The 24,425-nt window shown below is 40.5% G+C and carries 20 protein-coding genes; 18 read left to right on the top strand and 2 right to left on the bottom strand.

Features of this window, described 5'->3' with window-relative positions:
- Positions 1-127: 127 nt before the first annotated feature.
- From ACHEVO_RS06510 to ACHEVO_RS06500, 3 genes are all read left to right on the top strand, one after another.
- The gene (locus ACHEVO_RS06510) at positions 128-1,159 is read left to right on the top strand and encodes an NUDIX hydrolase (protein WP_394124345.1); all 1,032 of its coding nucleotides are present in this window, start codon (positions 128-130) and stop codon (positions 1,157-1,159) included.
- Between the two features lie 160 nt (positions 1,160-1,319).
- Positions 1,320-2,180, top strand: a complete 861-nt coding sequence (gene nadC / locus ACHEVO_RS06505) for a carboxylating nicotinate-nucleotide diphosphorylase (protein WP_394124344.1) — start codon at positions 1,320-1,322, stop codon at positions 2,178-2,180.
- A 339-nt stretch (positions 2,181-2,519) separates the two neighbouring features.
- The gene (locus ACHEVO_RS06500) at positions 2,520-3,161 is read left to right on the top strand and encodes a MarC family protein (RefSeq protein WP_082624565.1); all 642 of its coding nucleotides are present in this window, start codon (positions 2,520-2,522) and stop codon (positions 3,159-3,161) included.
- 148 nt (positions 3,162-3,309) lie between these two features.
- On the opposite strand, the gene ACHEVO_RS06495 is transcribed toward ACHEVO_RS06500, so the two are convergent.
- Positions 3,310-3,912: a LysE/ArgO family amino acid transporter gene (locus ACHEVO_RS06495; protein WP_101206238.1), complete on the bottom strand. Its 603-nt coding sequence runs from the start codon at positions 3,910-3,912 to the stop codon at positions 3,310-3,312.
- A 145-nt stretch (positions 3,913-4,057) separates the two neighbouring features.
- Here ACHEVO_RS06495 and ACHEVO_RS06490 point away from each other — a divergent pair, with 145 nt between their 5' ends.
- From ACHEVO_RS06490 to ACHEVO_RS06480, 3 genes are all read left to right on the top strand, one after another.
- Positions 4,058-4,807 carry a hypothetical protein gene (locus ACHEVO_RS06490; RefSeq protein ID WP_394124343.1) on the top strand — a complete coding sequence of 250 codons (750 nt, stop codon included), beginning with the start codon at positions 4,058-4,060 and terminating at the stop codon, positions 4,805-4,807.
- 173 nt (positions 4,808-4,980) lie between these two features.
- Complete coding sequence (locus tag ACHEVO_RS06485; protein ID WP_394124342.1) at positions 4,981-5,667, top strand: hypothetical protein; 687 nt, start codon at positions 4,981-4,983, stop codon at positions 5,665-5,667.
- 40 nt (positions 5,668-5,707) lie between these two features.
- Positions 5,708-6,259, top strand: a complete 552-nt coding sequence (locus ACHEVO_RS06480; RefSeq protein ID WP_394124341.1) for a hypothetical protein — start codon at positions 5,708-5,710, stop codon at positions 6,257-6,259.
- Between the two features lie 155 nt (positions 6,260-6,414).
- On the opposite strand, the gene rluB is transcribed toward ACHEVO_RS06480, so the two are convergent.
- The gene (gene rluB, locus ACHEVO_RS06475) at positions 6,415-7,341 is read right to left on the bottom strand and encodes a 23S rRNA pseudouridine(2605) synthase RluB (protein WP_101206234.1); all 927 of its coding nucleotides are present in this window, start codon (positions 7,339-7,341) and stop codon (positions 6,415-6,417) included.
- A 637-nt stretch (positions 7,342-7,978) separates the two neighbouring features.
- Between rluB and ACHEVO_RS06470 the strand changes: the two genes are divergently transcribed.
- The 12 genes from ACHEVO_RS06470 (at position 7,979) to folD (ending at position 24,362) form a co-directional block, all read left to right on the top strand.
- Positions 7,979-9,025 (top strand): polysaccharide biosynthesis/export family protein, encoded by a 1,047-nt coding sequence (locus ACHEVO_RS06470; RefSeq protein ID WP_394124340.1) that lies wholly within the window; start codon positions 7,979-7,981, stop codon positions 9,023-9,025.
- A 187-nt stretch (positions 9,026-9,212) separates the two neighbouring features.
- Positions 9,213-11,474, top strand: a complete 2,262-nt coding sequence (locus ACHEVO_RS06465) for a polysaccharide biosynthesis tyrosine autokinase (protein ID WP_394124339.1) — start codon at positions 9,213-9,215, stop codon at positions 11,472-11,474.
- A 58-nt stretch (positions 11,475-11,532) separates the two neighbouring features.
- Complete coding sequence (locus tag ACHEVO_RS06460) at positions 11,533-13,542, top strand: polysaccharide biosynthesis protein (RefSeq protein WP_394124338.1); 2,010 nt, start codon at positions 11,533-11,535, stop codon at positions 13,540-13,542.
- Between the two features lie 46 nt (positions 13,543-13,588).
- Positions 13,589-15,403: an ABC transporter ATP-binding protein gene (locus ACHEVO_RS06455; RefSeq protein ID WP_394124337.1), complete on the top strand. Its 1,815-nt coding sequence runs from the start codon at positions 13,589-13,591 to the stop codon at positions 15,401-15,403.
- Between the two features lie 113 nt (positions 15,404-15,516).
- Positions 15,517-16,596: a glycosyltransferase family 4 protein gene (locus tag ACHEVO_RS06450; protein ID WP_394124336.1), complete on the top strand. Its 1,080-nt coding sequence runs from the start codon at positions 15,517-15,519 to the stop codon at positions 16,594-16,596.
- Between the two features lie 202 nt (positions 16,597-16,798).
- Positions 16,799-17,872 (top strand): glycosyltransferase family 4 protein, encoded by a 1,074-nt coding sequence (locus tag ACHEVO_RS06445; protein WP_379543922.1) that lies wholly within the window; start codon positions 16,799-16,801, stop codon positions 17,870-17,872.
- A 73-nt stretch (positions 17,873-17,945) separates the two neighbouring features.
- Complete coding sequence (locus tag ACHEVO_RS06440; protein ID WP_379543923.1) at positions 17,946-19,022, top strand: glycosyltransferase; 1,077 nt, start codon at positions 17,946-17,948, stop codon at positions 19,020-19,022.
- The gene (locus tag ACHEVO_RS06435) at positions 19,012-20,106 is read left to right on the top strand and encodes a hypothetical protein (protein ID WP_394124335.1); all 1,095 of its coding nucleotides are present in this window, start codon (positions 19,012-19,014) and stop codon (positions 20,104-20,106) included. Before ACHEVO_RS06440 ends, ACHEVO_RS06435 begins: the two co-directional genes overlap by 11 nt.
- A gap of 11 nt (positions 20,107-20,117) precedes the next feature.
- Complete coding sequence (locus ACHEVO_RS06430; protein WP_394124334.1) at positions 20,118-21,248, top strand: glycosyltransferase family 4 protein; 1,131 nt, start codon at positions 20,118-20,120, stop codon at positions 21,246-21,248.
- Entirely contained in the window at positions 21,249-21,860 is a 612-nt protein-coding gene (locus tag ACHEVO_RS06425; RefSeq protein WP_394124333.1) for a sugar transferase, read from the top strand. It begins immediately after the preceding gene.
- Between the two features lie 145 nt (positions 21,861-22,005).
- Complete coding sequence (locus tag ACHEVO_RS06420; RefSeq protein WP_394124332.1) at positions 22,006-23,205, top strand: DegT/DnrJ/EryC1/StrS family aminotransferase; 1,200 nt, start codon at positions 22,006-22,008, stop codon at positions 23,203-23,205.
- A 278-nt stretch (positions 23,206-23,483) separates the two neighbouring features.
- On the top strand, positions 23,484-24,362 hold the full coding sequence (folD, locus tag ACHEVO_RS06415; protein ID WP_394124331.1) for a bifunctional methylenetetrahydrofolate dehydrogenase/methenyltetrahydrofolate cyclohydrolase FolD: 879 nt from the start codon (positions 23,484-23,486) through the stop codon (positions 24,360-24,362).
- Positions 24,363-24,425: the final 63 nt, after the last annotated feature.

Raw genomic sequence — 24,425 nt, 5'->3', positions numbered from 1 at the left:
TATTGATTTTTCATACTTACAACCACAGACTATGATAGTTTTAGATTCGAGCTATACTAAGCAATACCATAGCTATTAACCCCAATAGACTTTCATATTTCAGAGAAAAAGGATAATTCCCAAAGCCATGACGTTGTCTTATTCACATGCGCACCAGCAAGGTAGCGGCACGACAGAAGTGGTCGCCGTATTGGTCGCTATCACCGATCATATCGCGCGCGTTCTAACCGTTGACCAAGGCAAGCTGTTGCCAAATGGGCCACTTATGCCACTACATCGCTCGTTGCAAGCGGGCGTACGTCAGTGGGTAGAAGAGCAAACGCAGCAACCGCTTGGATATTTGGAGCAGTTATATACCTTTGTCGATACCAATAGACGTAACATCGACGGTCATGCGTTGGTGTATGTGAGTTATTTAGGTTTGGTGCAAGAGACGCAAACGCAGGCACTCCAAAGCAAAGCACTCTGGCGAGATTGGTATGATTATTTCCCATGGGAAAATCATCTGGACGGTATGCCCAGTATCATTATGGACTTTATCGTGCCTGCGCTACTTGAATGGGCAAATACTGCAAGCGACTCGATTGTCCAACAGCGCAGGCGTCAGCGCATTGGCTTATGTTGGGGGCTGGACGAAGCGTTTTTGGCAAGTGGTAAACTCACTGACAGTCAATCAGTCAACGAACACGATAATGAAAGTAGAGAATGGATTGCAGAGCATGTATTACTACGCTATGAGATGCTTTATGAAGCAGGTCTGATACCCGAAGCCCCTAATTATCCGCCTAACCATCAGGCTGTTGCTTTGCCAGAGGACTGGTCACAACGCATAGGCGTCCCCATGTATTACGATCACCGTCGCGTGATTGCTACTGCTATCTCAAGACTGCGTGCGAAGATTGAATATAGACCGCTTATTTTTGGTCTGATGCCAGACGTCTTCACCTTATCGCAGTTGCAGCAGAGTGTTGAGGCATTATCAGGAGTGCGCTTGCACAAGCAAAACTTTCGTCGTTTGCTTGATTCGCAAAACCTAGTAATGGAGACAGGAGAAAGTAGCACTGCTCAGCGCGGTCGTCCTGCCAAGCTATATCGCTTCCGTCATGATATTGAGCTTCAGAGTTTATTGATGGACAGTAAACTTCCAAAGCGCAAATAGTCATTTCAAGCCATTCCGTTGTATCTCTAAATCGGTTTGTAAAACGAAAAACTTGTCACCTTTCCTTGCAGGGTCGCTAACTTTACGTTATATTTATGCTCATTTTGAGTTTAAATAACGAGCAGTTTCTATCAATATCATGCCTAGATAAGGGTCAAAGATGACAATTGAACAAGAGCCAGCATTGGATGACGTATTGCTTAAACCATTGGTTGAGAATGCACTAACTGAAGATTTGGGTAGGCGTGGTGATGTAACCTCACAAGCTACTATCCCAGCTGATATGCAAGCGCAGCTACAGATCAAGGCGCGGCAAGCGGGCGTAATATGTGGTATCGATTTGGCACGTTTGTCTTTTGCCTTAGTCGATGCACAAATCGAGTTTATTGCACAAGTACAGGATGGAGAAACAGTAGAGGCTGGCGCAGTGTTAGCAACCGTAAAAGGTAACGCGCGTCACTTGTTGACAGCAGAACGCACGGCACTAAACTTTATGACCCATCTCAGCGGTATTGCGACAGCGACCCGTCAAATTGTCGATAGTGTGGCGCAATATCCTGCGCAAATTACTTGTACGCGTAAGACCATTCCAGGCTTACGTATCGTACAAAAATACGCCGTACGCTGCGGCGGCGGACGCAATCATCGCTTAGGGTTGGATGATGCGATTTTAATTAAAGACAATCATATCGCCATTGCTGGTGACATCAAAACAGCCATTCAGCAAGCACAGAAATTTGCTGGGCATCTGATTCCTATTGAGGTCGAAGTCGATACGCTAGAGCAATTAGAGCAAGCGTTGGATGCAGGTGTGAGTTTAGTGCTATTAGACAACATGTCGCCTGAAACATTGTCGCAAGCGGTTACTATGTGTCAGGGTCGCGCAAAGACTGAAGCCTCAGGTGGTATTACGCCTGAAACGGTACAAGCGGTGGCAAGTACAGGGGTTGATTTTATCGCGATGGGTTATTTGACGCACAGTACGACAGCCTTGGATATTGGGCTAGATTTTAGTGCATAAGTGCATAAGTGCATAAGTGCATAAGTGCATAAGTGCATAAGTGCAGACGTAATAAAGGCTAATAGCTTTGTATACGCTTGATTTTATGAGAAGGGCTATCACCGAGTTAATAGATCGGTAATTACTAATAGCTTGTACTGACAACCTATTAAATGCTTGTTTTTACACTGAAGCTTTACTAAGGTGACATGTAGGCGTAACGGCGCAAAGTTAATGATTTTATTAGCTTATCTGCCTATGCTACAATGCTATTTTTAGTTGCCTATTGGGTCATCGTTGCACTCGCACGATGACCTTATCTTTTTGCACAAGCAGTATCAATAGACAAGCGAGCGCTCAGTGAATACTGAAATTATCAAGATAATCCTAGCCTTTATGGTATTGATCAATCCATTCAGCGCATTGACGTTATTTTTAGATTTGACTCGCGGCTATTCGATGAACAATCGACGTAAGGTCGCACGCGTTGCTTGTTTGACCATTTTTATCACCATCAGCTTTTTCACGATTGCAGGTGAGACGCTACTAAAAACCCTTGGTATTTCTATCGGCTCGTTCCAATTAGCAGGCGGTATATTGGTGTTTTTAATTGCCCTAAATATGATGAATGGAGAGGGTAACCCTGTTAAACCTGATCAAGAGAACTTCGATGTTGATCATGTAAAAGATGCACCAGTCTCGATGGCAGCTGCCGTGGTTCCCCTCGCGATTCCGATGATGATTGGGCCTGGTGGTATCTCCACGGTTATCATTTACTCTTCACAAGTATCAGGTATTTTGCAGGTATCTGCCATTTTGATTGCTGGCTTATTTATCAGTCTGTTTTGCTATTTGGCATTGATGGCGGCAGGTCGAATCAGTCGCTTACTAGGCGATACTGGCTTGAACATCATGAGTCGAATTATGGGTATGCTATTGGCAGCCGTTTCTATCGAAATTATCGTTAATGGACTGCGTACGCTCTTTCCTAGCTTGATGTAAATAATTAATACAATATTATCGCTAACCATATATATTTATACAGTGGTTAGCGGATATCGACGTAATTTAGTTTATCCAACACGTCGTTTACTTAATAGTCAGTTTATTCAACACTCAGCTTATCTATCATTTCTCAGTTATATTTCTATCAGCTTTGATACAAATGCCAAGCCAGATACAGCATTAGCAACCCTACCAAAGCATCCAGTATGTTCCATGCCTTAGGCTTCTCAAATAAAGGCCTGAGTAATCGCGCACCATACCCAAGCGCAAAGAAGAAAAAGAACGAAGCGCTAATTGCACCTGCGGCAAACGTCAATTTACTGCTTGCACCCGTAGAAACCATGCCGACGAGTACCAATGTGTCTAGATAGACGTGCGGGTTTAGCCAAGTAAAGCCAAAGCATAGTAATAAGGCTTTTTTTAAGCTAGTGACGACTTGTCCTTCGACAGTCAAAGCATGTGACACACGTACGCTGGCATACAAACTCTGTAAGCCGTAACCTAATAAAAATATAACGCCTGCTATTTTTGCGATATCTATAACGTGAGGATAGCGAGCCGTAACTGCACCAAAACCCCCAACACCTGCTGAGATTAAAAACGCATCGCTTACCGCACAAAACAAACAAACAAAAAATATGTGCTCGCGTTTGAGACCTTGTTTGAGTACAAAGGCGTTTTGGGAGCCAATAGCAATGATGAGAGATAACCCAAGTAGGAAACCAGAAATATAATCGGGAGCATTCATAATACGGTGCTTAACGGTTGGCGTGTAGGAATGGTGACATTTTGCTTACTGGCAGGCCAGCAAAAACCTGCTAAGATACGCTATTGAATGAATGTATGCAATATGCGCACAATGTGAGTGTAATAGACGAGGGGCAGAGCAAGTCATGGTAGTCAGTTTGACAAGAATGCTACAGTCATTTGGGCAAGCTCAAGATGACCTACCGACATTGGCAGCAAAGAATGCTCAGGAGATGAGCGTCAATCATGAACAGGATGCTGCTGCCAATAGTGATAGCAATCACGCAGTACATAAGCGTTCTACACTAACTCCGCCTGAACGTGTAAACCGTATATGTGATGCGTTGGCACAAGTGAGTGATAGCCAATCATCCACGCCTTTGACTGATCGCTATCTGAGTAATCGTGCTCAAATGCGCCCAACTAATAGACCGCCTTTTGACCCAGATACTTTGTGGTATCTCAAACATGGACGTTGTCCGATTATGACTGAGCTTGTTGATGTGGTTGATGAGGCCACCCTAAATGCCATGCCTATTGAAGCCGTTGCGATACTAGACCGTATCAACGGTAAGCTAAAGCGTTATCGTGAATGGAGTAGTGAGCTGAACGAACAGCAACAGCAGCAGCATAATGAGCGTCAGTTCGTCATCGATAAATTAGTGTCTGAAAGTATTCCTGAAGCATTACATCATTATGAGCAGCTACAACGCTTTAGTCCGCATCGCACCAAAAACAATATGGTGCAGGGCAAGATGACGGCCGGTGATATGCTGACAGATTTGTTCTTAGAGATTGATTATGAGCTTGACGAACTATTGGATGAATTGCATCAGACAGTTTTGAACCGCCTTGCCTCAACACACCGTTATGTTAAGAGCCGTACGCAAAGTTAAATGTTCTTTGATGATGTTTTTTTGAACACTTGTAAAGGTTAAGTATTATCAAAAAACACAATCGACCCAATGCATAACAATATAGGGCTTTAATAGAGCCTTATTTTTTTGTTTAATGATATTAACTATAAGAAATCAGCCACGACATTCTGATAAGTAATAAGGACAATATAATGACCCAAATGACTGCGATGTTCGTAATGTTTGTTTTGTATGGGCTGTTGCCAGCGGCTGGGTTATATCTAGGTTATCGTGGCATTAAAAAAGTCACAGCACCCAAAATGCTCGAATATAAGGCGATGCCGCAACTGGGTTATATACCTGAAAAAAGTCTACCCGTCGACGTTAAAACTGCTCTTGATCAAATTAATACAAAGGGTGAAAAGCTGCGTGTCATGTATGGCGATACCAATAACGATGGCAAGATTGATGATAAAGATACCGTCAACGAAACTTATATTATGATTCAAAACTTAATGGATAGGCATGTGCCACAAGCCGTCGCTGACTATCGCCGCTTGCATGATTTAGATGTGGCAGACAGTGCGCTTGCTGATACTACCAAAATTAAGCATTCTAATGTCACGGGCAAAGAAGCCTTGTTAGATGTGCTTAAGACAATTAACACACAGTTCGATGACCTGCTCAACGCATCATATCATCAAGACGGTCAAAAACTACTTGCAACCAATCGCTATCTCCAAAAACGTTTTGACAACCCTGCTAGCAATACAGAGTTTCGAAAGCCCGATATCAATGCCAGTAGTAATGCCAATAATAATGCTAGCAGTGATGTAAATATCCAAGCGATTGAAAGCCCAACTGGTGAAAATGTGAGTGCTAAAGACATTAAGCTATAAACACAAAGTTGAATGGTGAAAGGGTAAAGAGCAAACGTATATGAGTATCTTAATAGGCATCGGTATTGTAACGACCGTCACTACCTTTTATCTAGGTAGAAAAGGCTGGCAGGCTTTTCATAAAGCCGTCGGTATCTCACCTGGCGTACTCACTTATCAGGATTACGATGCGCCCTTGTCATTAGCCACATTAAATTGGCAGCAGTTAACGTTAAATAAACAGCACTTAAAAAACTTGTCAGAGCAGCAACTACGCCAGCTAAAACGTATCGATGAGAAAGTAAGCAGCTATCACGCTTATCAAGCAGCCCTACACGCTCAACATAAGACACCAGCGATAACAGAAGCACAGTTTGTATTGAATAAAATGTTGCAAACACGATTACCCGAAATGCTAGCTACTCACTATCAGTTAACAAATATAAATGCCAAGAATGGGAATAACGAAAAGAGGTTAGAGGCTAGTGAGTTACTGCAGAGTGTTTTAGATAATATTGAGCAGCGTTTGGATAGACTATTGGCACAAATGGACGAGGAGCAGCTACAAGAGCTGCGAGTTATGAAACACTATATTAATAGTCACGATAGCTGAGCCGTTATATCTATACTGAGCAACTGTGACTTCTGTAAACTGTGACGCCTATAAAAAGACACAAAAAAAGCGATCAATGACTATCCATCATTGACCGCTTTTTTATGTTTATCCCAAATCTGTTTAAGACTTAGGGTAATGTTAAACCAACTTAACTAGCGCTTGTCATTGCGATCACGGGTGTTACGTGTACCGCGGCTGGCAGGGCTAGCACTACTTTTAGGTTTTGCGCTGCTGTTGCGGTTATCGCTACGGGTGTCAGTGCGACGCGCTTTAAGCGGTTTGTTTCTGATACGTTCTTGTTTTTCTTTGGCTGCGCCATGTAGACCTGTGCCATAACGTGGACGCAAGCTGACCAAATCCGTCAACGTGTTGATTTCTTTTTTATCAAGCTCTAAGAAACGGCCAGTACGTAGCTCTTTTGGTAGAACAATCGTGCCATAGCGTGTACGTAGTAGACGACTAACTTTTAGACCTTGTGATTCAAACAGACGACGTACTTCGCGGTTACGGCCTTCTTTTAACTGAACGTGATACCACTTGTTGACGCCTTCGCCGCCGCCTTCTTTGATGTCTTCAAACTTGGCAAGGCCATCTTCTAGCATGACGCCAGCGGTCAATGCACGGGCGATATCAGGCGTTACTTCACCTAATACACGTACCGCATACTCACGAGTGACTTCACCAGATGGATGCATCAAGCGATGCGCCATTTCACCATCGTTAGTAAATAACAATAGACCAGTTGAGTTAATATCCAAGCGTCCAACCATTACCCAGCGGTCATGCGTCAGCTTTGGCAAACGTTCAAAGACAGTTGGGCGGCCTTCTGGATCTTTAGCTGAGCAAACTTCGCCTTCAGGCTTGTAGTAAGCGATAACACGGCGACGCTTCTCATTTTCAGAAGTGTATTTTATTTGACGGCCATCAACGCGAATCTCATCACCTTGCGAGACGCGATCACCGATGGTCGCAGGACCATTATTAACCGTTACGCGGCCAGATTTGATGACTTCTTCCATTTGACGGCGTGAACCAAGTCCCATACGGGCGAGTGCTTTCTGTAATTTTTCATCTTTCATCATAATATCCTTGAGTCGGTGGGTTTACATTTCTCAATGTAAAAAATTGGATTGACTATTCTACGCTATTTTAACAAATTTAGCACGTAAACCAATACTTTACTGGTTATTAATGCATAAACAAATATGGTTCTAATCAATAAAAGTTTATTAGTCGTATACAAAATATAGACTCGAAGACTCGAAGACTCTCAGTGACTGGTGGTATAAATGAATACGTGGATACAAACACTTACACTATTTCGGCACTAAAAAGTTATTTCCAATCATAAATGCAATCGAAACAAGCCTTCATTAAGTTGAATTTTTTCAAATTAAAAATAAAAACTTTATTGATTACAAAGCTGTTTTCACTTGCGTTTTTTTATCGCTCAACAATCTAAAAGTTAATAACAATTTTCGCAATTAGCGGCAAATAAAGGGCTTGATGAGAAATTTCAAAATAGTCACTTAATTATTTTACGACAGATTATATGTATTGCACTGAATATAGTTTAGGTGTATATTTATTAAATATATTCTTTTTTACGAATATAAATATTGTGGTGAGGTTTATTGGTTTGATTCACAAATATAAATATGAGTAACTGTTATGGTTAATAAATATTTCATTTTTGTACACAAACGCTTCTTGGTAATGAGCATATTTTGCTTATTTCTGATGGGGTTGTTTAGTGGCTGTACGATCAACTCAGGACTTCAGTCAGGAAATCTTCCTGCATCTGGCACCTTTACCGCAGAAAACGGTCTTCAATTTCATATTCAGCCTTTAAGTCTGGCAACTTTACCGCGTATAGCGCCGCCTACTGTTACTCAAGATCTCGCTCATTTAATCAAAACCTCTGGACGAGTCAATTACGGCATTGCGAAAGGGGATGTGCTGAATATCATCCTTACCAATTATCCAGATATTAATGCGTCCACTGCTAGTTTAACGGTAGATCAACAAGGGTATATACAGTTTCCATTGATAGGCAGAGTTCAAGCCAGTGGGCTGAGCGTGCCGCAGTTCACCGCTACGTTGCAAAGCAAACTACAACGCTATCTCAGGTACTCAGATCCTCAAGTCAAAATTATCAATTACCGTGGTAGCAAGTTTTTTGTAGATGGGGCGGTAAAGCAGTCTGGCGAGTTTGCTATTGCTGATGTGCCAGTGTCGGTATATGGCGCTATTTCTATGGCAGGTGGTACTACTGAGACTGGCGATTCAAACAATATTGTGCTCAACCGTCAGGGCAACAGCTATCGCTTAGGAGTGCAGTCACTACAAAGAATGGGGCTGTCTGCCAATCAAATCTATCTGCGGGATGGTGACTCTATTCACGTCAATAGCCAAAGCCGCAATAAGGTCTACGTATTGGGTGAATTTGGCAAAATTGAGCCAGTTGCGATTCCAGAACAAGGGCTAAGTTTGGCGCATGTATTGGGCGAGTCAAGTGGGCTAAATTCTAATACGGCTAATGCAGCCAAAGTATATATCGTGCGCGACAACCCTCAGTACCAGTACACCAATATTTATTATGTCGATATGCAGAGCATCACAAGCTTGGCACTAGCCAGTCGCTTTGACATGCAAGCCAATGACATTCTTTATGTGGATCCAACAGGCTTGGCCCGCTGGAATCGTGTGATTAGCGCGATACTACCATCAACCTCTGCCATCAACGTGATATCAGGGTTATAAATGATGGCTAGTGAAAATACTGGATGTGCTTTGAATTTTAATACTGAAATTAAGTGAGATAAGAATAGGAAGTAGAGTGATAGATTTTATAAGGTGCGATGAGACAGGGAGCAATCTAACTGCAGTAAAGGGCAGTTAGGGTCTTGAAGCTATTAAGCGATTAACATTGAATAATGGGTATATGGTTATGAATAATATAGATTCAAAAAACCTATCGACACCTAAGGGTGACAACGACAATGACAACATCGACTTAACGGCGCTGATTTTGGTTTTGTTGCGTGGCTGGAAAGTCATAGCGCTCATGGCAGCAGTCGGACTCTTAATAGGATTTTTCTATACACGCTATATTAATCCGACCTTCAAGTCTGATGCGCTGATTCAAATTGAAGAAAACTCCCAAGGAGTCGATGCGCTTGGTGCAAATATCTCAGAGTTGGTCGGAGAAGAAGTGAGCAAGGCTGAGGCAGAAGCCGAGCTCATACGGTCTCGGATGATACTAGAGCCAGTCGTCGATATGCTACATCTAGACATCAAACTGACCGATCCTAATATTGGCTATCTCGATAAAATAACAAACGACCGTATTAACACCCAGTTGAACACGAATGATGGTGTGTCTTTGAGCACCAAAAACGGGATCGTACAAATCAATCAGTTCGACGTGTCACAAGCGTATTTAAACCAATCTTTTACGCTATCACAGTCTGAAACAGGATTTGTCTTGAGCAATGGACTAGATGATTTCAAAGGACAATTGGGGCAGCCGCATCAGTTCAATGGGGTAAACGGTGAGATTAATATTACGGTGACTGAGCTACCTACAGATGGTTATCCTATTGGCATCACTAAGCAGACCTTAAAGACCACGACAGATGCGATTAACAGCGCATTGTCTGTGGAAGAAAAAGGCGATAAAACCAATATTATTCAGCTGTCGATGACAGGCACAAACCAACAGCAAATCACGACCACACTTGATCAGATAGTCCAGTCTTATATCGATCAAAACCAATCTCGTGGTACAGAAGAAACGACCAAAACACTGGCTTTCATGGAAACGCAGATTCCAGCATTAAAAGAGAAATTAGACGCCTCTGAAGCTCAGTTCAATGAATTTCGTAAAAAGCACGGCACCATCGATGTAGGTAAAGAAGCTGAGCTGTTACTAAATGAAAAGTCTCGAATCGATGAGCAGCTCAATGATCTCAAATTAAAGAGAGCAGATCTAACGACTTACTATACCAATGAGCACCCGCTCGTTATCCAGATCAATGAGCAACTAAAAGTCCTCAACAGTCGAATAGGAGCGATAGGTAGCACAGTGGCAGGACTGCCTGAAATCCAGCGAGAGTTCTTAAAACTATCAGAAGATACAGCCATTAATAGAGAGATTTACCTCACACTGCTCAAAAATTATGAACAATTAAAAATCGTTAGAGCTGGTCAGGTTGGTTATGCCCGTATTCTAGATAGACCGACCAGTACCTTCGATGCTATTGCACCAAACAAATTCCAAATTATGCTGCTGGCGCTACTCGTAGGTACTGTACTTGGGGTAATGCTGGTTCTAATCAGAAACTTAATTAGAAATGTCGTAAAAGACCCAGAACATCTAGAGTCTAAAACGGGAATTCCTGTTATTGCAACGATTCCACGTTCGACCTCGATATCTAAGTTAGGTAGGAACAAAAAAAATATAGGTCGGATGCTTGCTCACGTTGATCACAATGGCTTGAGTTATGAAGCAATCAAAAATTTACGGACAAACCTTTTATTCGGTAAGACGGCGAAGACAGTAGATGAAAAGTCTGCTCAGACCATATTAATCACTGGAGAAAGCCCAGGTGTCGGTAAGTCTTTTATTACGGCTAATTTATCTGAGGTATTTGCACAGCTTGACAAAAAAGTGCTGATTATCGATGGAGATATGCGTTTAGGAGAGCTGCACAAAATGTTTGGTATGAATCCAGACAGTGGTCTCACAGATTACTTACTGCAAGATAAAGATAGCTCTCTATCAGATAATGAGCCTCGGTTAGATATTGACATGGCTAAATTAAACCTTGAAAGCTTTATTCAGCCGACTGGTATGGAGCATATTGACCTTATATCGCGGGGACGACCGTCGCATAACCCGACTTCGTTATTGATAGGAGAGAGGTTCAATCATTTGATGGCAGCGCTCAAAACGAAGTATGACTATATCGTTATTGATGCACCTCCTATATTGGCTGCATCAGACGCCATGGTATTGGCACAACACGCAGACAAAGTACTGATCGTCACCAAATTTGATCATTCAGTAGAAGGTCAGTTGGTCTATGCCATCAAACAGATGAGTAAAGCAAACGTACAAGTCGATGGCATCATCTTAAATGACATACAGCAAAGTATTTTGAACAGGTACAGCTATCACTACCATTATGCTTATGGACACAATTTGTAGTTAGCTAATGTTCATTGTCCATGGCAAACGAGCGTCATAACTTAAGTAGGTGGATCTTATGTTTATAAAAACAGAGTCTAACAATGCTTATCAAACGCCAAGTGACCTCCATCGATGGTCGAAGCGTATGACGCTGTTTTTATTAGCCTTACCACGCTTTGCTAAATGCTCTATCTTATTTGGCATCGATTTTTCAGTTGCTGTCCTTTGCTTGGTAGCGGCATTGGCATTGCGTCAGGGTTATGTCGATGATCAAATTGGCCTTATGGTGTTGGCTTTTTATGCACTAATACCTGTCGTCAGCTTATATCTGATTGGCTTTTATAGAGGTGCCTCTAGAGGGTTTTTCGATGCGGCGATGGGTCGAGTACTACAGTTATTTTTATTACTTATTATCGTTTATCAGTTCATCATTTATGTAAATCCAGTATCAATGATGCCGCGCTCAGCGCCAATTATATTTCTATTCTTATTCTTTATTTGGTTGTGGAACAGTCGGCTAATGATTCGCGGGTTACTGAATCGACTACAGAAACCAGACAACCAAGATCGCCTAGATAGTTGCTGCGATAACGTGATTATTTATGGCGCAGGATCGGCTGGTAGAGAGCTATTAGAGAGCTTGAGACATTCTCATAAATACAATGTAGTGGCATATATCGATGATGATCCGCAGCTGATAGGGGCTTATCTACATGGTAAAAAAATATATGCCGCTCATGCGCTACCTTGGTTGATAGAAAAATTAAATGTCGCGCAAGTGATTTTGGCAATACCTTCTATGAGCCGTGGTCGTAAAAAACAGATTATGGATAGCCTGTCAGGCGTTTCTGTCAAATTAAAAGATTTACCGAGCTTACGAGAGCTTGCTGATGAGATCGTAACAGTCAGCCATATACGTCCGGTTGATATACTAGATGTGCTTGAAAGAGAGACTGTCGAACCAGTTGCTGAGCTCCTCCAAAAGAACATTACGGATAAAAACGTACTCGTAACAGGGGCAGGGGGTTCTATTGGGAGTGAGCTGTGTAGACAAATCATGAAAAATAAACCTACATGCTTGGTGTTATACGAGCAGTCTGAATATGCTTTGTACACGATCGATCAGGAACTTAGAAGCCTTGTCGCTAGTAATGTCGTTAGTAGTATTGAATATCAAGATACTGAGATTATTAGCATCATTGGAAGCGTGGGTAACGAAAAAAAATTAATCAATATATTCGAAAAATACCATATAAAAACGATTTATCACGCTGCTGCATACAAACATGTACCGATTGTCGAGTCCAATCCATTTGAAGGCACGATTAACAATACTAAAGGCACCTACCATTGTGCTTGTGCCGCGATAAAGGCTCACGTTGATACGTTTGTATTGATCTCTACTGACAAAGCAGTGCGACCGACCAACGTGATGGGAGCCTCTAAACGTTTGGCTGAGCTTGTCTGCCAAGGACTGAGCCAAAGCAACAGTCATACGTGTTTTAGTATGGTGCGTTTCGGTAATGTCTTGGGTTCATCGGGCTCTGTAGTACCACTATTCACCAAACAAATTGAGCAGGGTGGTCCGATTACCATCACCCATCCAGACATCACGCGCTATTTTATGACTATACCGGAAGCAGCCAGTTTGGTTATCCAAGCAGGGGCTATGGCGTTCGGTGGTGAAGTATTTGTACTTGATATGGGAGAGCCCGTCAAAATCGTGGATCTCGCTAAACGTATGATTCATCTGACAGGGTGCGAGCTAAAAGATGCGAGCAATCCTAATGGTGATATCGAAATTGTGTTTACTGGATTGCGGCCAGGTGAAAAACTCTATGAAGAGTTAATCATTGGTGCCGACAATATAGAGACCACGTTTCATCCACTCATTATGCAAGCAATGGAGCATAGTTTTCCATTGGAAGATATCGAAGCTATCTTGTTTGAGTTTATTGAAAGATCAAAGCGGCACGATACTGAATGGTTGAAAGCGCAGTTTAGGACCTTTGTTGAAGGCTACCGAGAAGGCGATGAAGCTGATGTCGAAAAGATAGATATAGAAATGATGGACGTGGTGAGTTAATAGAATAAAAAATTGAAGTAAGTAAACTAATAGAGTGGTTAAAAGTATGCTGCGATTAGCCAAAGAATTGTTTGCCCTGTTAACTGTAGACCAGCGACGACGTTATTTGTCTTTGCAGATCATGATGGTGTTCATGGCATTTATGGAGCTGTTGGGAATTGCTTCTATAGGGCCTTTCATGGCCTTAGTGGCTGATATGCAGCTGCTTGAAACCAATGCAATTCTTAATCGTATATATGTAGCCAGCGGTGTGAGTACACATACAGATTTTTTGTTTATAACGGGTCTATTTGTACTGTTGATGCTTAGTTTAGCGTCTATTTTGTCGATGATTACGACATGGCGTTTGTCTTTATTTGCTTATTCGGTCGGTACAGAGATTAGTGATCGTTTGTATCATTATTATTTGCAAAAAGACTGGTTGTTCCACGCTAGTGGAAGCAGCGCTCAATTGACTAAGCAAATTGCAACTGAGGCATTAAGAGTAACAAACTTTATTATTTTGCCATTTATACAGATGAATGCTCGTCTAGTATTAGCAGTATTTATCTCAGTTAGTATCTTTATTTATAACCCATTGATAGCAACCGTAGGGGTTGTATTGTTTGCTAGCGGTTACGTAATTATATACAGAATGATTCGTAAGCGTATCGCCTTGTATGGAGAGTACGTTTCTACTACCTCAACTGATCGATTTCGTTTAATGAATGAGGGCTTTGGGGGGATCAAAGATGTACTACTCTACAATCGTAGACATGATTTTGTACATCAGTTTGAGACAAGTGGAAAGTTATTTGCGCATGCTCAAGGAGTAAATACAGCATTAAGCCAAGCACCTAGATATTTAATGGAGTTGTTAGCTTTTGGTGCAATGATTGGGCTAGTTTTAGTTTTGTTGACAACACGCGAAGGGAATTTGAGCCAAGTATTACCTATATTGACCGTTTATGCTCTTGCTGGTTTTAAGTTACTACCTGCTTTGCAGCAAATATACCATAGCGTTGCTACGATTAGAGGCAATACGGCTGCTTTTGATTCTATAAAAGAAGACTTGCTTGCATCGTTGACCGTAGATAGTGAGCAGGGTGCTGCTTCAGATATTGCGAGCGGTCAAACAATTGATTTAGCAAAAATTAAGACTATACGACTGAATAGGGTTAGCTTTACCTATCCTAATAAAGTAATGCCAGCATTAGATAATATAAATCTAAATATACCTATCAATTCTACAGTTGGTTTTGTCGGTGAGTCGGGGTCTGGTAAATCTACAGCTATCGATCTATTACTAGGTCTTATTGCACCAAATACCGGACAGTTAATGCTTGATGACTTAATTATCGATGAAAAAAACAAACAGGCTTGGCAGCAATACATAGGTTTCGTACCGCAGAGTATATTTTTGAGTGAAGGTAGTATCGCTGAAAACGTCGCTTTTGGCATATGTCGTAAAGATATTGATTTAGTAAGAGTAAAACAGGCAATTAAGCTTGCCCATCTAGAGTTCTTAGTAGACAGTTTATCTGAAGGTTTAAATACTAAAGTTGGTGAACGAGGCGTACAACTATCTGGAGGACAGCGACAGCGTATTGGCATAGCTAGAGCATTATACAATCAAGCTGATGTATTGGTGTTTGATGAAGCAACAAGTGCCTTAGACGGTATTACTGAAAAAGTCATAATGGACGCTATTCAAGAGCTAAGTGGGCAGAAGACCATCGTAATGATAGCCCATCGTCTAAAAACAGTAAAAAATTGCGATATTATTTATTTTATGGAAAAAGGTAAAGTGATTGAACAAGGCACTTATCAACAGTTGATAAATAGCAACCCAACGTTCGAAAAAATGGCTATGTATTCATAGTTGAAATAATAAAAAATTATTTTCATAAATCACTATTTTCTATGGTAAATAACGATTATGAAGTTTTAACAATAAACGCAATAGAGTATATGGATTTATTCGAGAGATAAAATATGAAAAATATATGCTTTCTTATAGGTAATCTTAATCACGCTGGCGGTACTGAAAGAGTAACCAGTTTAATTGCGAATGGGTTTGCCGAAAGAAGTTATAATATCTCAATTTTAAGCCTTGTAGGAGGCGACAATCCTTTTTTTAATCTAAATGATAATATAGAAAATCACTTTTTATACTCTAAGAGTGTGTCTTTTAAAAAGAGAATTTTGCAAGCAATTTATAAATTACGGCAATTTGTAAAAAAGCAAAAAATCGATACGCTCGTTGTGGTTGATAGTATTTCATGCATATTTACAGTACCTGCGCTAGTGGGTTTGAATGTCAATCATGTTTGCTGGGAGCATTTTAATTTTAAAAATGACTTAGGAAAACCTGTTAGAAGGTTAGCTCGTCAATTAGCCGCACGATATTGTGATGCAGTAGTGACTTTGACAGAAAGAGATAGGCAGTACTGGTTAGATGGCACACATCATAGGTCTCAAATAGTAGCAATACCTAACCCTTGCCCATTTCCACCGCAGACATATATCAAAAAAGAAAACACAAAAATCGTATTGGCAGTTGGTGGATTGACTCAAATAAAAGGCTTTGACATGTTGCTTGAGGCTTGGGTGCAGGTAAATAGCTCTATGCCTGATTGGAAGCTAGTCATAGTTGGGGAGGGAGAATATAGAAAAAAAATAACAGGATTTATTAAAAGGACCAAATTGACAGAAAGCGTGTGCCTAGTAGGTAATACCTCTCATATAAGTAGATATTATGAACAAGCGGAAATATTTTGCTTGAGCTCTCGTTTTGAAGGTTTTCCAATGGTATTACTTGAGACGCTGGCTTTTGGACTACCTGTTGTTAGCTTTGATTGTGATACAGGCCCTGCAGAAATATTAAAAGGTACGGGTTCTCTCTTAGTGCCAAAAAATAATACTAAGCAACTGGCTTCAGCATTGATAAAGCTAATGAACAATAAAGAAGATCGAAAAATGATTGGCATAAAAAGTAGGGGCAAGTCTGAAAACTATCAACCTAAAGAAATAATAAGCCAGTGGGTTTTTTTGTTAGAGGGTTTAAAAAGCTAAGATTATTTTTTATATGACTATATTAATCCAGATAAGAGATTTAGTATTTTTTGGGCGGGTAATAATTATCAAATATAGTTTTAGTATAAATAGTAATAGCATGAGATATGATCAATATTTAGCTTGCGCATATTCATAAAAGTTACTTATATGAAATCCATTTATGTTATAGCCTTTAGAAATAAATAATAAGGAGAGCGACATGAAAGTTCTAATAGTAATTAGTAGTGTCAATAGCTCGGGCGGTACTGAGCGAGTAGGATGTATGCTTGCGAATAGCTTATCTGAAGTAGGGTATGAAGTAATACTAGCCAGCATATCCTATGGAGATAAACCTTTTTTTCCTATAAATAAAGAAATAAAACTAGTGTCTCTAATGAGTTTTTCAGACCATAGGTTGCTCCGTATTCCTAATACTATTTATAAATTAAGGAAGCTACTAAAAGAAGAGGAGATTGATGCATTGATAGTAGTAGAGACATTATGCTCTCAATTTACTATACCTGCCACCATAGGCTTACCGGTCAAGCATATATGTTGGGAGCACTTGAATTTTAATCACGATTTAGGAGTTAGAAGTAGAAGAGTCGCTCGTCAACTAGCAGCACGATATTGCGATTCAGTAGTGACTTTAACGGAAAGAGATAAGCGGTATTGGTTAGACGGCACGCATCATAAATCACAAATCTTAGCAATAGAAAATGCTTGTCCATTCCCACCACAAGACTATATCAAGCGAGAAAACACAAGAACCGTATTGGCAGTAGGTAGGTTGATTCAGGTGAAAGGTTTCGATATGTTGCTTGAGGCTTGGGTTAAGGTAAGTGACTTTATGCCAGATTGGAAACTAGTCATAGTTGGCGAGGGCAAAGAGAGAAACAAACTCACAAAATTTATCGAAGAGAATGAGTTAACTGAAAAAGTGAGCTTGGTGGGTGAGACTTCGGATGTAAGTAAATACTATAAAGAAGCAGAAATATTTTGTTTAAGCTCTCGTTTTGAAGGTTTTCCAATGGTGCTGCTTGAGGCGTTAGCTTTTGGACTACCTATTGTTAGCTTTGATTGTGATACAGGCCCTGCAGAAATATTAGAAGGTACAGGTTCAATTTTAGTACCGAAAAACAATATCGATGAGCTTGCTTCAGCCTTGATAGAACTGATGAATAGTAAAGAAGATCGAAAAATAATTGGCTTACGAGGAAAAGAGAAATCTAAAAAATATCAACCTAAAGAAATAATAGGGCAGTGGATTGAGCTATTAGAAAAGAGTGACTAATTATAGAATAAATAGAATTAAAATAATGGATGTATGCCTACTCATATAACAATTTTATAGCTATAGGATAACAATGAAAATACTATATGTTATTACAGGCTTAGGACAAGGAGGCGCTGAACGAGTTGTTTGTGACTTGGCGGATGCCATGGTCCAAAAAGGGCATCAAGTTAGAATTGTGTATTTTGTAGGTGAGGTACTTACTAGACCAACATGTGAAGGTATTGAGTTAATGAAAGTTAGCTTGACCAATATAATCTCTCTACCTGCTGCATATATTTTGCTATCAAAAATAATTAAAAGTTATCAGCCTGACGTTGTGCACTCGCATATGGTCCATGCAAATATTTTGACGCGTTTAGTCAAAATAGTAACTCCAATAAATAGATTGATATCCACCGCCCACAGTAGCAATGAGGGCGGTGCACTACGTATGCTAGCTTATCGACTGACCAACCGCTTGGCCGATGTAAGCACCAATGTCAGCAACACGGCAGTTGCCTCTTTTGAATCAAGATATGCAGTACCAAAAAAAGGAATGAAAGCTATATATAACGGAGTGAATTTTGATGACTTTAGTTATAGTACGCAGGCAAAAATCGCAATAAAGGATGAGCTCGGGCTAGATCAGAACTGCAAGGTAATCTTAGCAGTTGGTAGGTTTAATAAAGCAAAGAACTACCTTAATCTCTTGAGGTCTATAAGATTTTTAAAAACCGCTAATTCTATTCCTTTTGTACTGATTATTGCAGGTGATGGTGAATTAAGGTCAGAAATCGAAAGGCATATTATAGAGTTAGAGTTAGATAAAGAAGTTATTCTGTTAGGTAGAAGGAGTGATATATCAACGTTGATGAGTGCTTGTGATACGTTCGTTTTATCATCTGATTATGAGGGGCTGCCGACAGTATTGATTGAAGCTTTAGCTTGTCAAGCAAACGTCGTTTCTACTGATGTTAGCGGCGCCCGTGAGATATTAGACGGTTATGGAAGTATCGTACCTATCCAGAAGCCTGAAGCTTTAGCAAAAGCCATCGAAGCTAATTTATTAATTGAACAGAAGAATATTCTAGGTCGACAATATGCCAAAGACAAATTTGATATAAAGATTATTTCCGATGAATGGGTGGAAATATACCATGAGAAATAATCAGCAATTATTCGAGAGATTTTCTAACTCTAATATATTTTTATTAGTTACCGCTATCTTTTTCTCAAAAATAATTGCATTCGTACTGATGGAATACGATATTTTAATAATAAAATTGGGCGGTGGCAGCGATGCTAATTACTATAACTCTTATGCTGAAGGCTTTACAGATACCGCAGTAAATATTTGGCCAGTATTACTAAGGTGGTTAAACGATTTTGGCTTGTATTCGCGTGATTTGACTACTTATTTCTTATTTTTTCTAAGTTTAATAGCTATTCCCATTATGGTAGTTAGACTTTCAGGCATAACGTTCAAAAGAAATCAAAAATACTATTTATACGCTCTTTTAGTTTGCTTGATTCATCCAACGATATTCTTTTTTTCAACAGATATATTTCGCGATATATTTATGGCCTTTAGTTTTCTATTAGGATGCCTGACAGTAAAGTGGTTCTTAAGTAGTCATAGTGTCTTTGGTACTGTCTTTTATTTTTTATTATCTGTGGTGATTGGATTTTTCTTAATAGAGATAAGACCTTATTTAGGGTATGCCTACTTGCTTAGTCTACTTTTCTTAAAAATAAAATTTACTAAAAGTAGAGCTTTTTATTTAGGTCTTCTCTATCTTGGACTTCTGTTTGCAGCAAACTATTTAGGCGTTTTGGACTTGCTAACTGAGTATCGGTCTGGATTTGAAGAGTCGGAAGGTGGCTCGACTCTAGGTCTCAGCTTCTCTAATCCTATACTATTTATACCTAATTTTATAATTAGCTTTTTGGGTCAGATGCTGGGCTTGTACATTACTAACCCGCTAGCGCTTGTACTATTCGTACTCGAAACCGTTCCTTTCTTTTTCATGCTCATATATGTATTAAAGAACATTAAGTTAGCAGACAGCTTTGTACGTTTTCTCATTATATTTTTCATATTCTACGGCAGTGTTTGGCTGATCGGAAACGATAATTTAGGCACCGCAGTACGTTTAAGGATATACAACTATTTGGCTATATATATCAGTTTTTTTTATATCTTAAGGCTTAAAAGATCGTCTTTTAGAAAGTCCTCCTCAAATAGAGTATAGGTGGTGAATGGATGAAAATAATTATTTTAGGCACCATTGCTTATAGTTTTTATGGCTTTCGCGCTGACCTTATTCAGGAGTTGGTCAGACAGCAGCATACTGTCTATGCGTTTACTTCTGAATATACTCAAGATGAGCTAAAGAAAATAGAGAAGTTGGGTGCCATACCTGTAACCTATAGTTTAAATCGAGGGGGTTTAAATCCTTTAGCGGATATCACAGCAGCTTATCATCTGTCCAAAGTTATTAAGAAAATAGCGCCAGATGTTGTGTTCTCTTACTTTTCTAAACCCGTTATCTTTGGCACGTTAGCAGCAAAAATAGCAAAGGTTCCACAGGTTGTAGGTATGCTCGAAGGATTGGGTTATTGTTTTACAGATCAACCTGAAGGCCTCAGCAAGAAGGTAAAAGTGATTAAAGGTATTCAGGTCTTATTGTATAAAATTGCTTTGCCACGGTTAAATCGGCTTATATTTTTAAATACTGATGATTCTAATGATTTATTGAGGCGGTATAAAATACAAGTGAAACAGGTAAGTGTGCTAGGTGGTATCGGCTTAAATCTAAGCCAGTACAAATATCAGTCCATAGTAAATATCGAAGAACCTATCAAATTTTTATTTATTGGTCGCTTATTGAAAGAAAAAGGTGTCCATGATCTTATTTCGGCTATAAAAATAGTAAAGAAAATATATCCTGAAGCATATTTCACTATTTTAGGAGAGATAGATGCTTCTAATATGGGTGCATTGCAGAAATCAGAGTTAGATGAGTTGATTGCATCGAGCATCGTAAACTATCCTGGTCATGTTGATAATGTAAAAGACTGGATTGCAAATCATCATGTATTTGTACTGCCGTCTTATCGTGAAGGTGTGCCGCGCAGCACTCAAGAAGCGATGGCAATTGGAAGACCTATTATCACTACTGATGTACCTGGTTGCCGTGAGACGGTTATTGATGGAGTAAATGGGTTTTTAGTAGAAAAATGGAATCCGAAAGCTTTGGCAGAGAAAATAATTTACTTTATAGAACATCCTGAACAAATTAAAGAGATGGGTGATGAAAGCTACAAGCTAGCACAAGAGAAATTTGATGCAGATAAAGTCAATAAACGACTAATAAATATGTTGGGTTTATAAATGATAAAACGACTATTTGACATTATAGGTGCAACGACAGCGTTAGTAGTACTATCTCCTGTCTATGCTGCAACTGCATATAAGGTGAGTAAAAATCTTGGCGCGCCTGTTCTATTTCGTCAGATTCGTCCAGGTCTGTATGGCAAGCCATTTGAGATGATAAAGTTTCGCTCAATGAAGGATGATATAGGCGCAGACGGCAATCCTTTAGAAGATGGCGCGCGATTGACATCGTTTGGTAAAGCGCTGCGTAATACCAGCCTTGATGAGTTGCCTGAGCTTTGGAATGTCATAAAAGGTGATATGAGTTTAGTGGGCCCGCGACCATTATTGATGGAATATCTGCCCTTATATAATGATGAACAAGCGCGCCGACACGACGTCCGCCCAGGTATTACAGGGTATGCCCAAATTAATGGTCGCAATGCTATTGGGTGGGATGAGAGGTTTGCACTTGATACATGGTATGTTGACAATCAGTCGCTGTGGTTGGATATCAAGATTTTATTTAAAACAGTGAAAAAAGTCATTGTTAAAGACGGTATCAGTGCTGAGGGCGAAGCAACTATGAGTAAATTTATGGGCAATAGTATTAATGAAGAAATGCTTTAAGAGTACTCTTTGCTGATAGCAATACAGCTAATCAAAAGACATTAAGTATTAGAAAAGTCGTGAGAGATAAAAAGATTAATAACATAGTGAGCAGTTTATCGTAGAGCGTGACACAACATTAGACATAAGTACCATAGAGGAACATATGCTAAATACCCCTTTTTCACCTTGGCCAAAATTTACGCAACATGAGGCTGATGCTGTCAGTCGAGTGCTACTATCTAACAAAGTCAATTATTGGACAGGCGAAGAATGTCGTCAGTTTGAGCGAGAGTTTGCTGACTGGGTAGGTAGTAAGTACGCAATAGCGTTGGGTAATGGCACCTTGGCATTGGATGTCGCATTACAAGCACTCGATATAGGTGCAGGTGATGAGGTCATTGTCACACCGCGTACCTTTATCGCTAGTATCTCGTCAATCGTCAATGCAGGTGCGACGCCCATATTTGCAGATGTCGATGAAGCAACTGGCAATATCACTGCTGAGACCATCACAGCTGTATTGAGTGATAAAACCAAAGGTATCGTGTGCGTCCATCTGGCTGGCTGGCCATGCGATATGGACAGCATTATGGCACTGGCAAATGAGCATGACTTATATGTTATTGAAGATTGCGCGCAAGCTCATGGCGCACGATATAAAGGGCGAAGCGTGGGCAGTATTGGTCATGTTGGGGCATGGAGTTTTTGCCAAGATAAGATTATGACCACAGGAGGTGAGGGCGGTATGGTCACCACTGATAGCGAACTGCTATGGCGAAAAATGTGGGCGTATAAGGATCATGGTAAGAGCTATGCTGCAGTCTATGAAACGGAGCAATCACCTGGCTACAACTGGCTGCATGAAAGCTTTGGCACCAATTGGCGTATGACTGAGATGCAAGGCGTTTTAGGGCGTATTCAACTGAATAAAATGAATGAGTGGACAGCCAAACGGACTGCTAATGCGCAAGCCATACTAGAGGCCTGTAGCAAATGGGAATCCGAAGGTTACCTTTGTGTGCCGAGACTAGAGCATTTAGCGCAGTTCTCAAATACTAACCATGCTTACTATAAATTATATGTCTATGTGCAGTCAGATAATCTACCTGATCGGTGGACACGTGACCGCATTATTGAAGCAATTAACCATCAAGGTGTGCCTTGCTTCTCTGGATCTGCGTCAGAAGTCTATTTGGAGAAGGCCTTTGATAGTACAGGGTTACGTCCAAGGATTAGATTGCCAATGGCAAAGCAGCTAGGTGAGAGTAGTCTGATGTTTCTAGTGCATCCTACGCTTACGGCGGCTGAAATTGAACTGACAATACAAGCGATCGATAGCGTGTTTGATTCGATGGTCGAATAAAATGGCAATGAATGATTATTTTTAGAAATTTACTTTGAAGTTGACGCTACTCTTACTGAAAGCATAAGATACATTTGCCTATATATAAGCAATACTGTTTAATTGACTTATTATAAAAAATTATCAGTGTGTAGGCTTTATCTTACGCTAGGATTTTGTAGCGTACACAGGTACAATATTACTCTTAGTCACAGATTGACGAAGCAAAGGACAGGCATGCAAAGTATTTGCGCGCGCTGTCTTTATTTTTTTATATCGTACCCTCTATTGGAGTTACTATGTCTACTGCCCAAGAATCCGCCACCGTTTTGGACGGCAAAGCACTTGCCAAACAAATAGAACAGGATCTGCGCACGCGCGTAGATACGATTAAGGAAAAGACTGGCCGCACCCCAAGCTTAGCGACGATATTGGTTGGTGACGATCCAGCCTCTGCCACTTATGTTCGTATGAAAGGCAACGCCTGTAAGCGTGTCGGCATGGACTCTATACGCGTTGAGATGCCAAGTGCCACGACCACTGAGCAGCTCATGGCAAAAATAGATGAGTTAAATAGCAATCCAGATGTACACGGCATTTTGCTACAGCATCCTGTTCCTGAGCATATTGATGAGCGTGCTTGTTTTGAGCAGATTGACTTAGCAAAAGACGTCGATGGTGTGACTTGCCTTGGTTTTGGTCGTATGGCGATGCAGCAGTCAGCTTATGGTTCATGCACACCGCAGGGCATTATGCATTTGTTAGAGCATCACAATATCGAGCTATCAGGTAAAGAAGCAGTGGTCGTGGGACGCAGTGCTATCTTAGGTAAGCCAATGGCGATGATGCTATTGAATGCTAACTGTACGGTGACGATCTGCCATTCAAGAACTCAAGATTTGGCAGCGCATATTAAGCGTGCAGATATCGTGGTTGGTGCGGTAGGCGTACCTGAGCTGATTAAAGCGGAGTGGATCAAATCAGGGGCAGTTGTCATTGACGCAGGTTTCCATCCGACAGATGACGGCGGTGTTGGTGATATCGAAATGACAGGCATGGAAAACATTGCCAGCGCTTATACGCCAGTACCAGGCGGCGTTGGACCGATGACTATCAACACGCTTATTCGCCAAACGGTCGATGCTGCTGAAAAATCAGCGGGTTTGAATAACGGCTAAAAAAATAGTCATACGAATACTGATTGCCGATATATAAGGGGCCTGAGGTAACATAGACTCAGG

Source organism: Psychrobacter nivimaris (assembly GCF_043419765.1).
GTDB lineage: Bacteria > Pseudomonadota > Gammaproteobacteria > Pseudomonadales > Moraxellaceae > Psychrobacter.
This window is presented reverse-complemented; position numbering and strand designations above follow the sequence as displayed.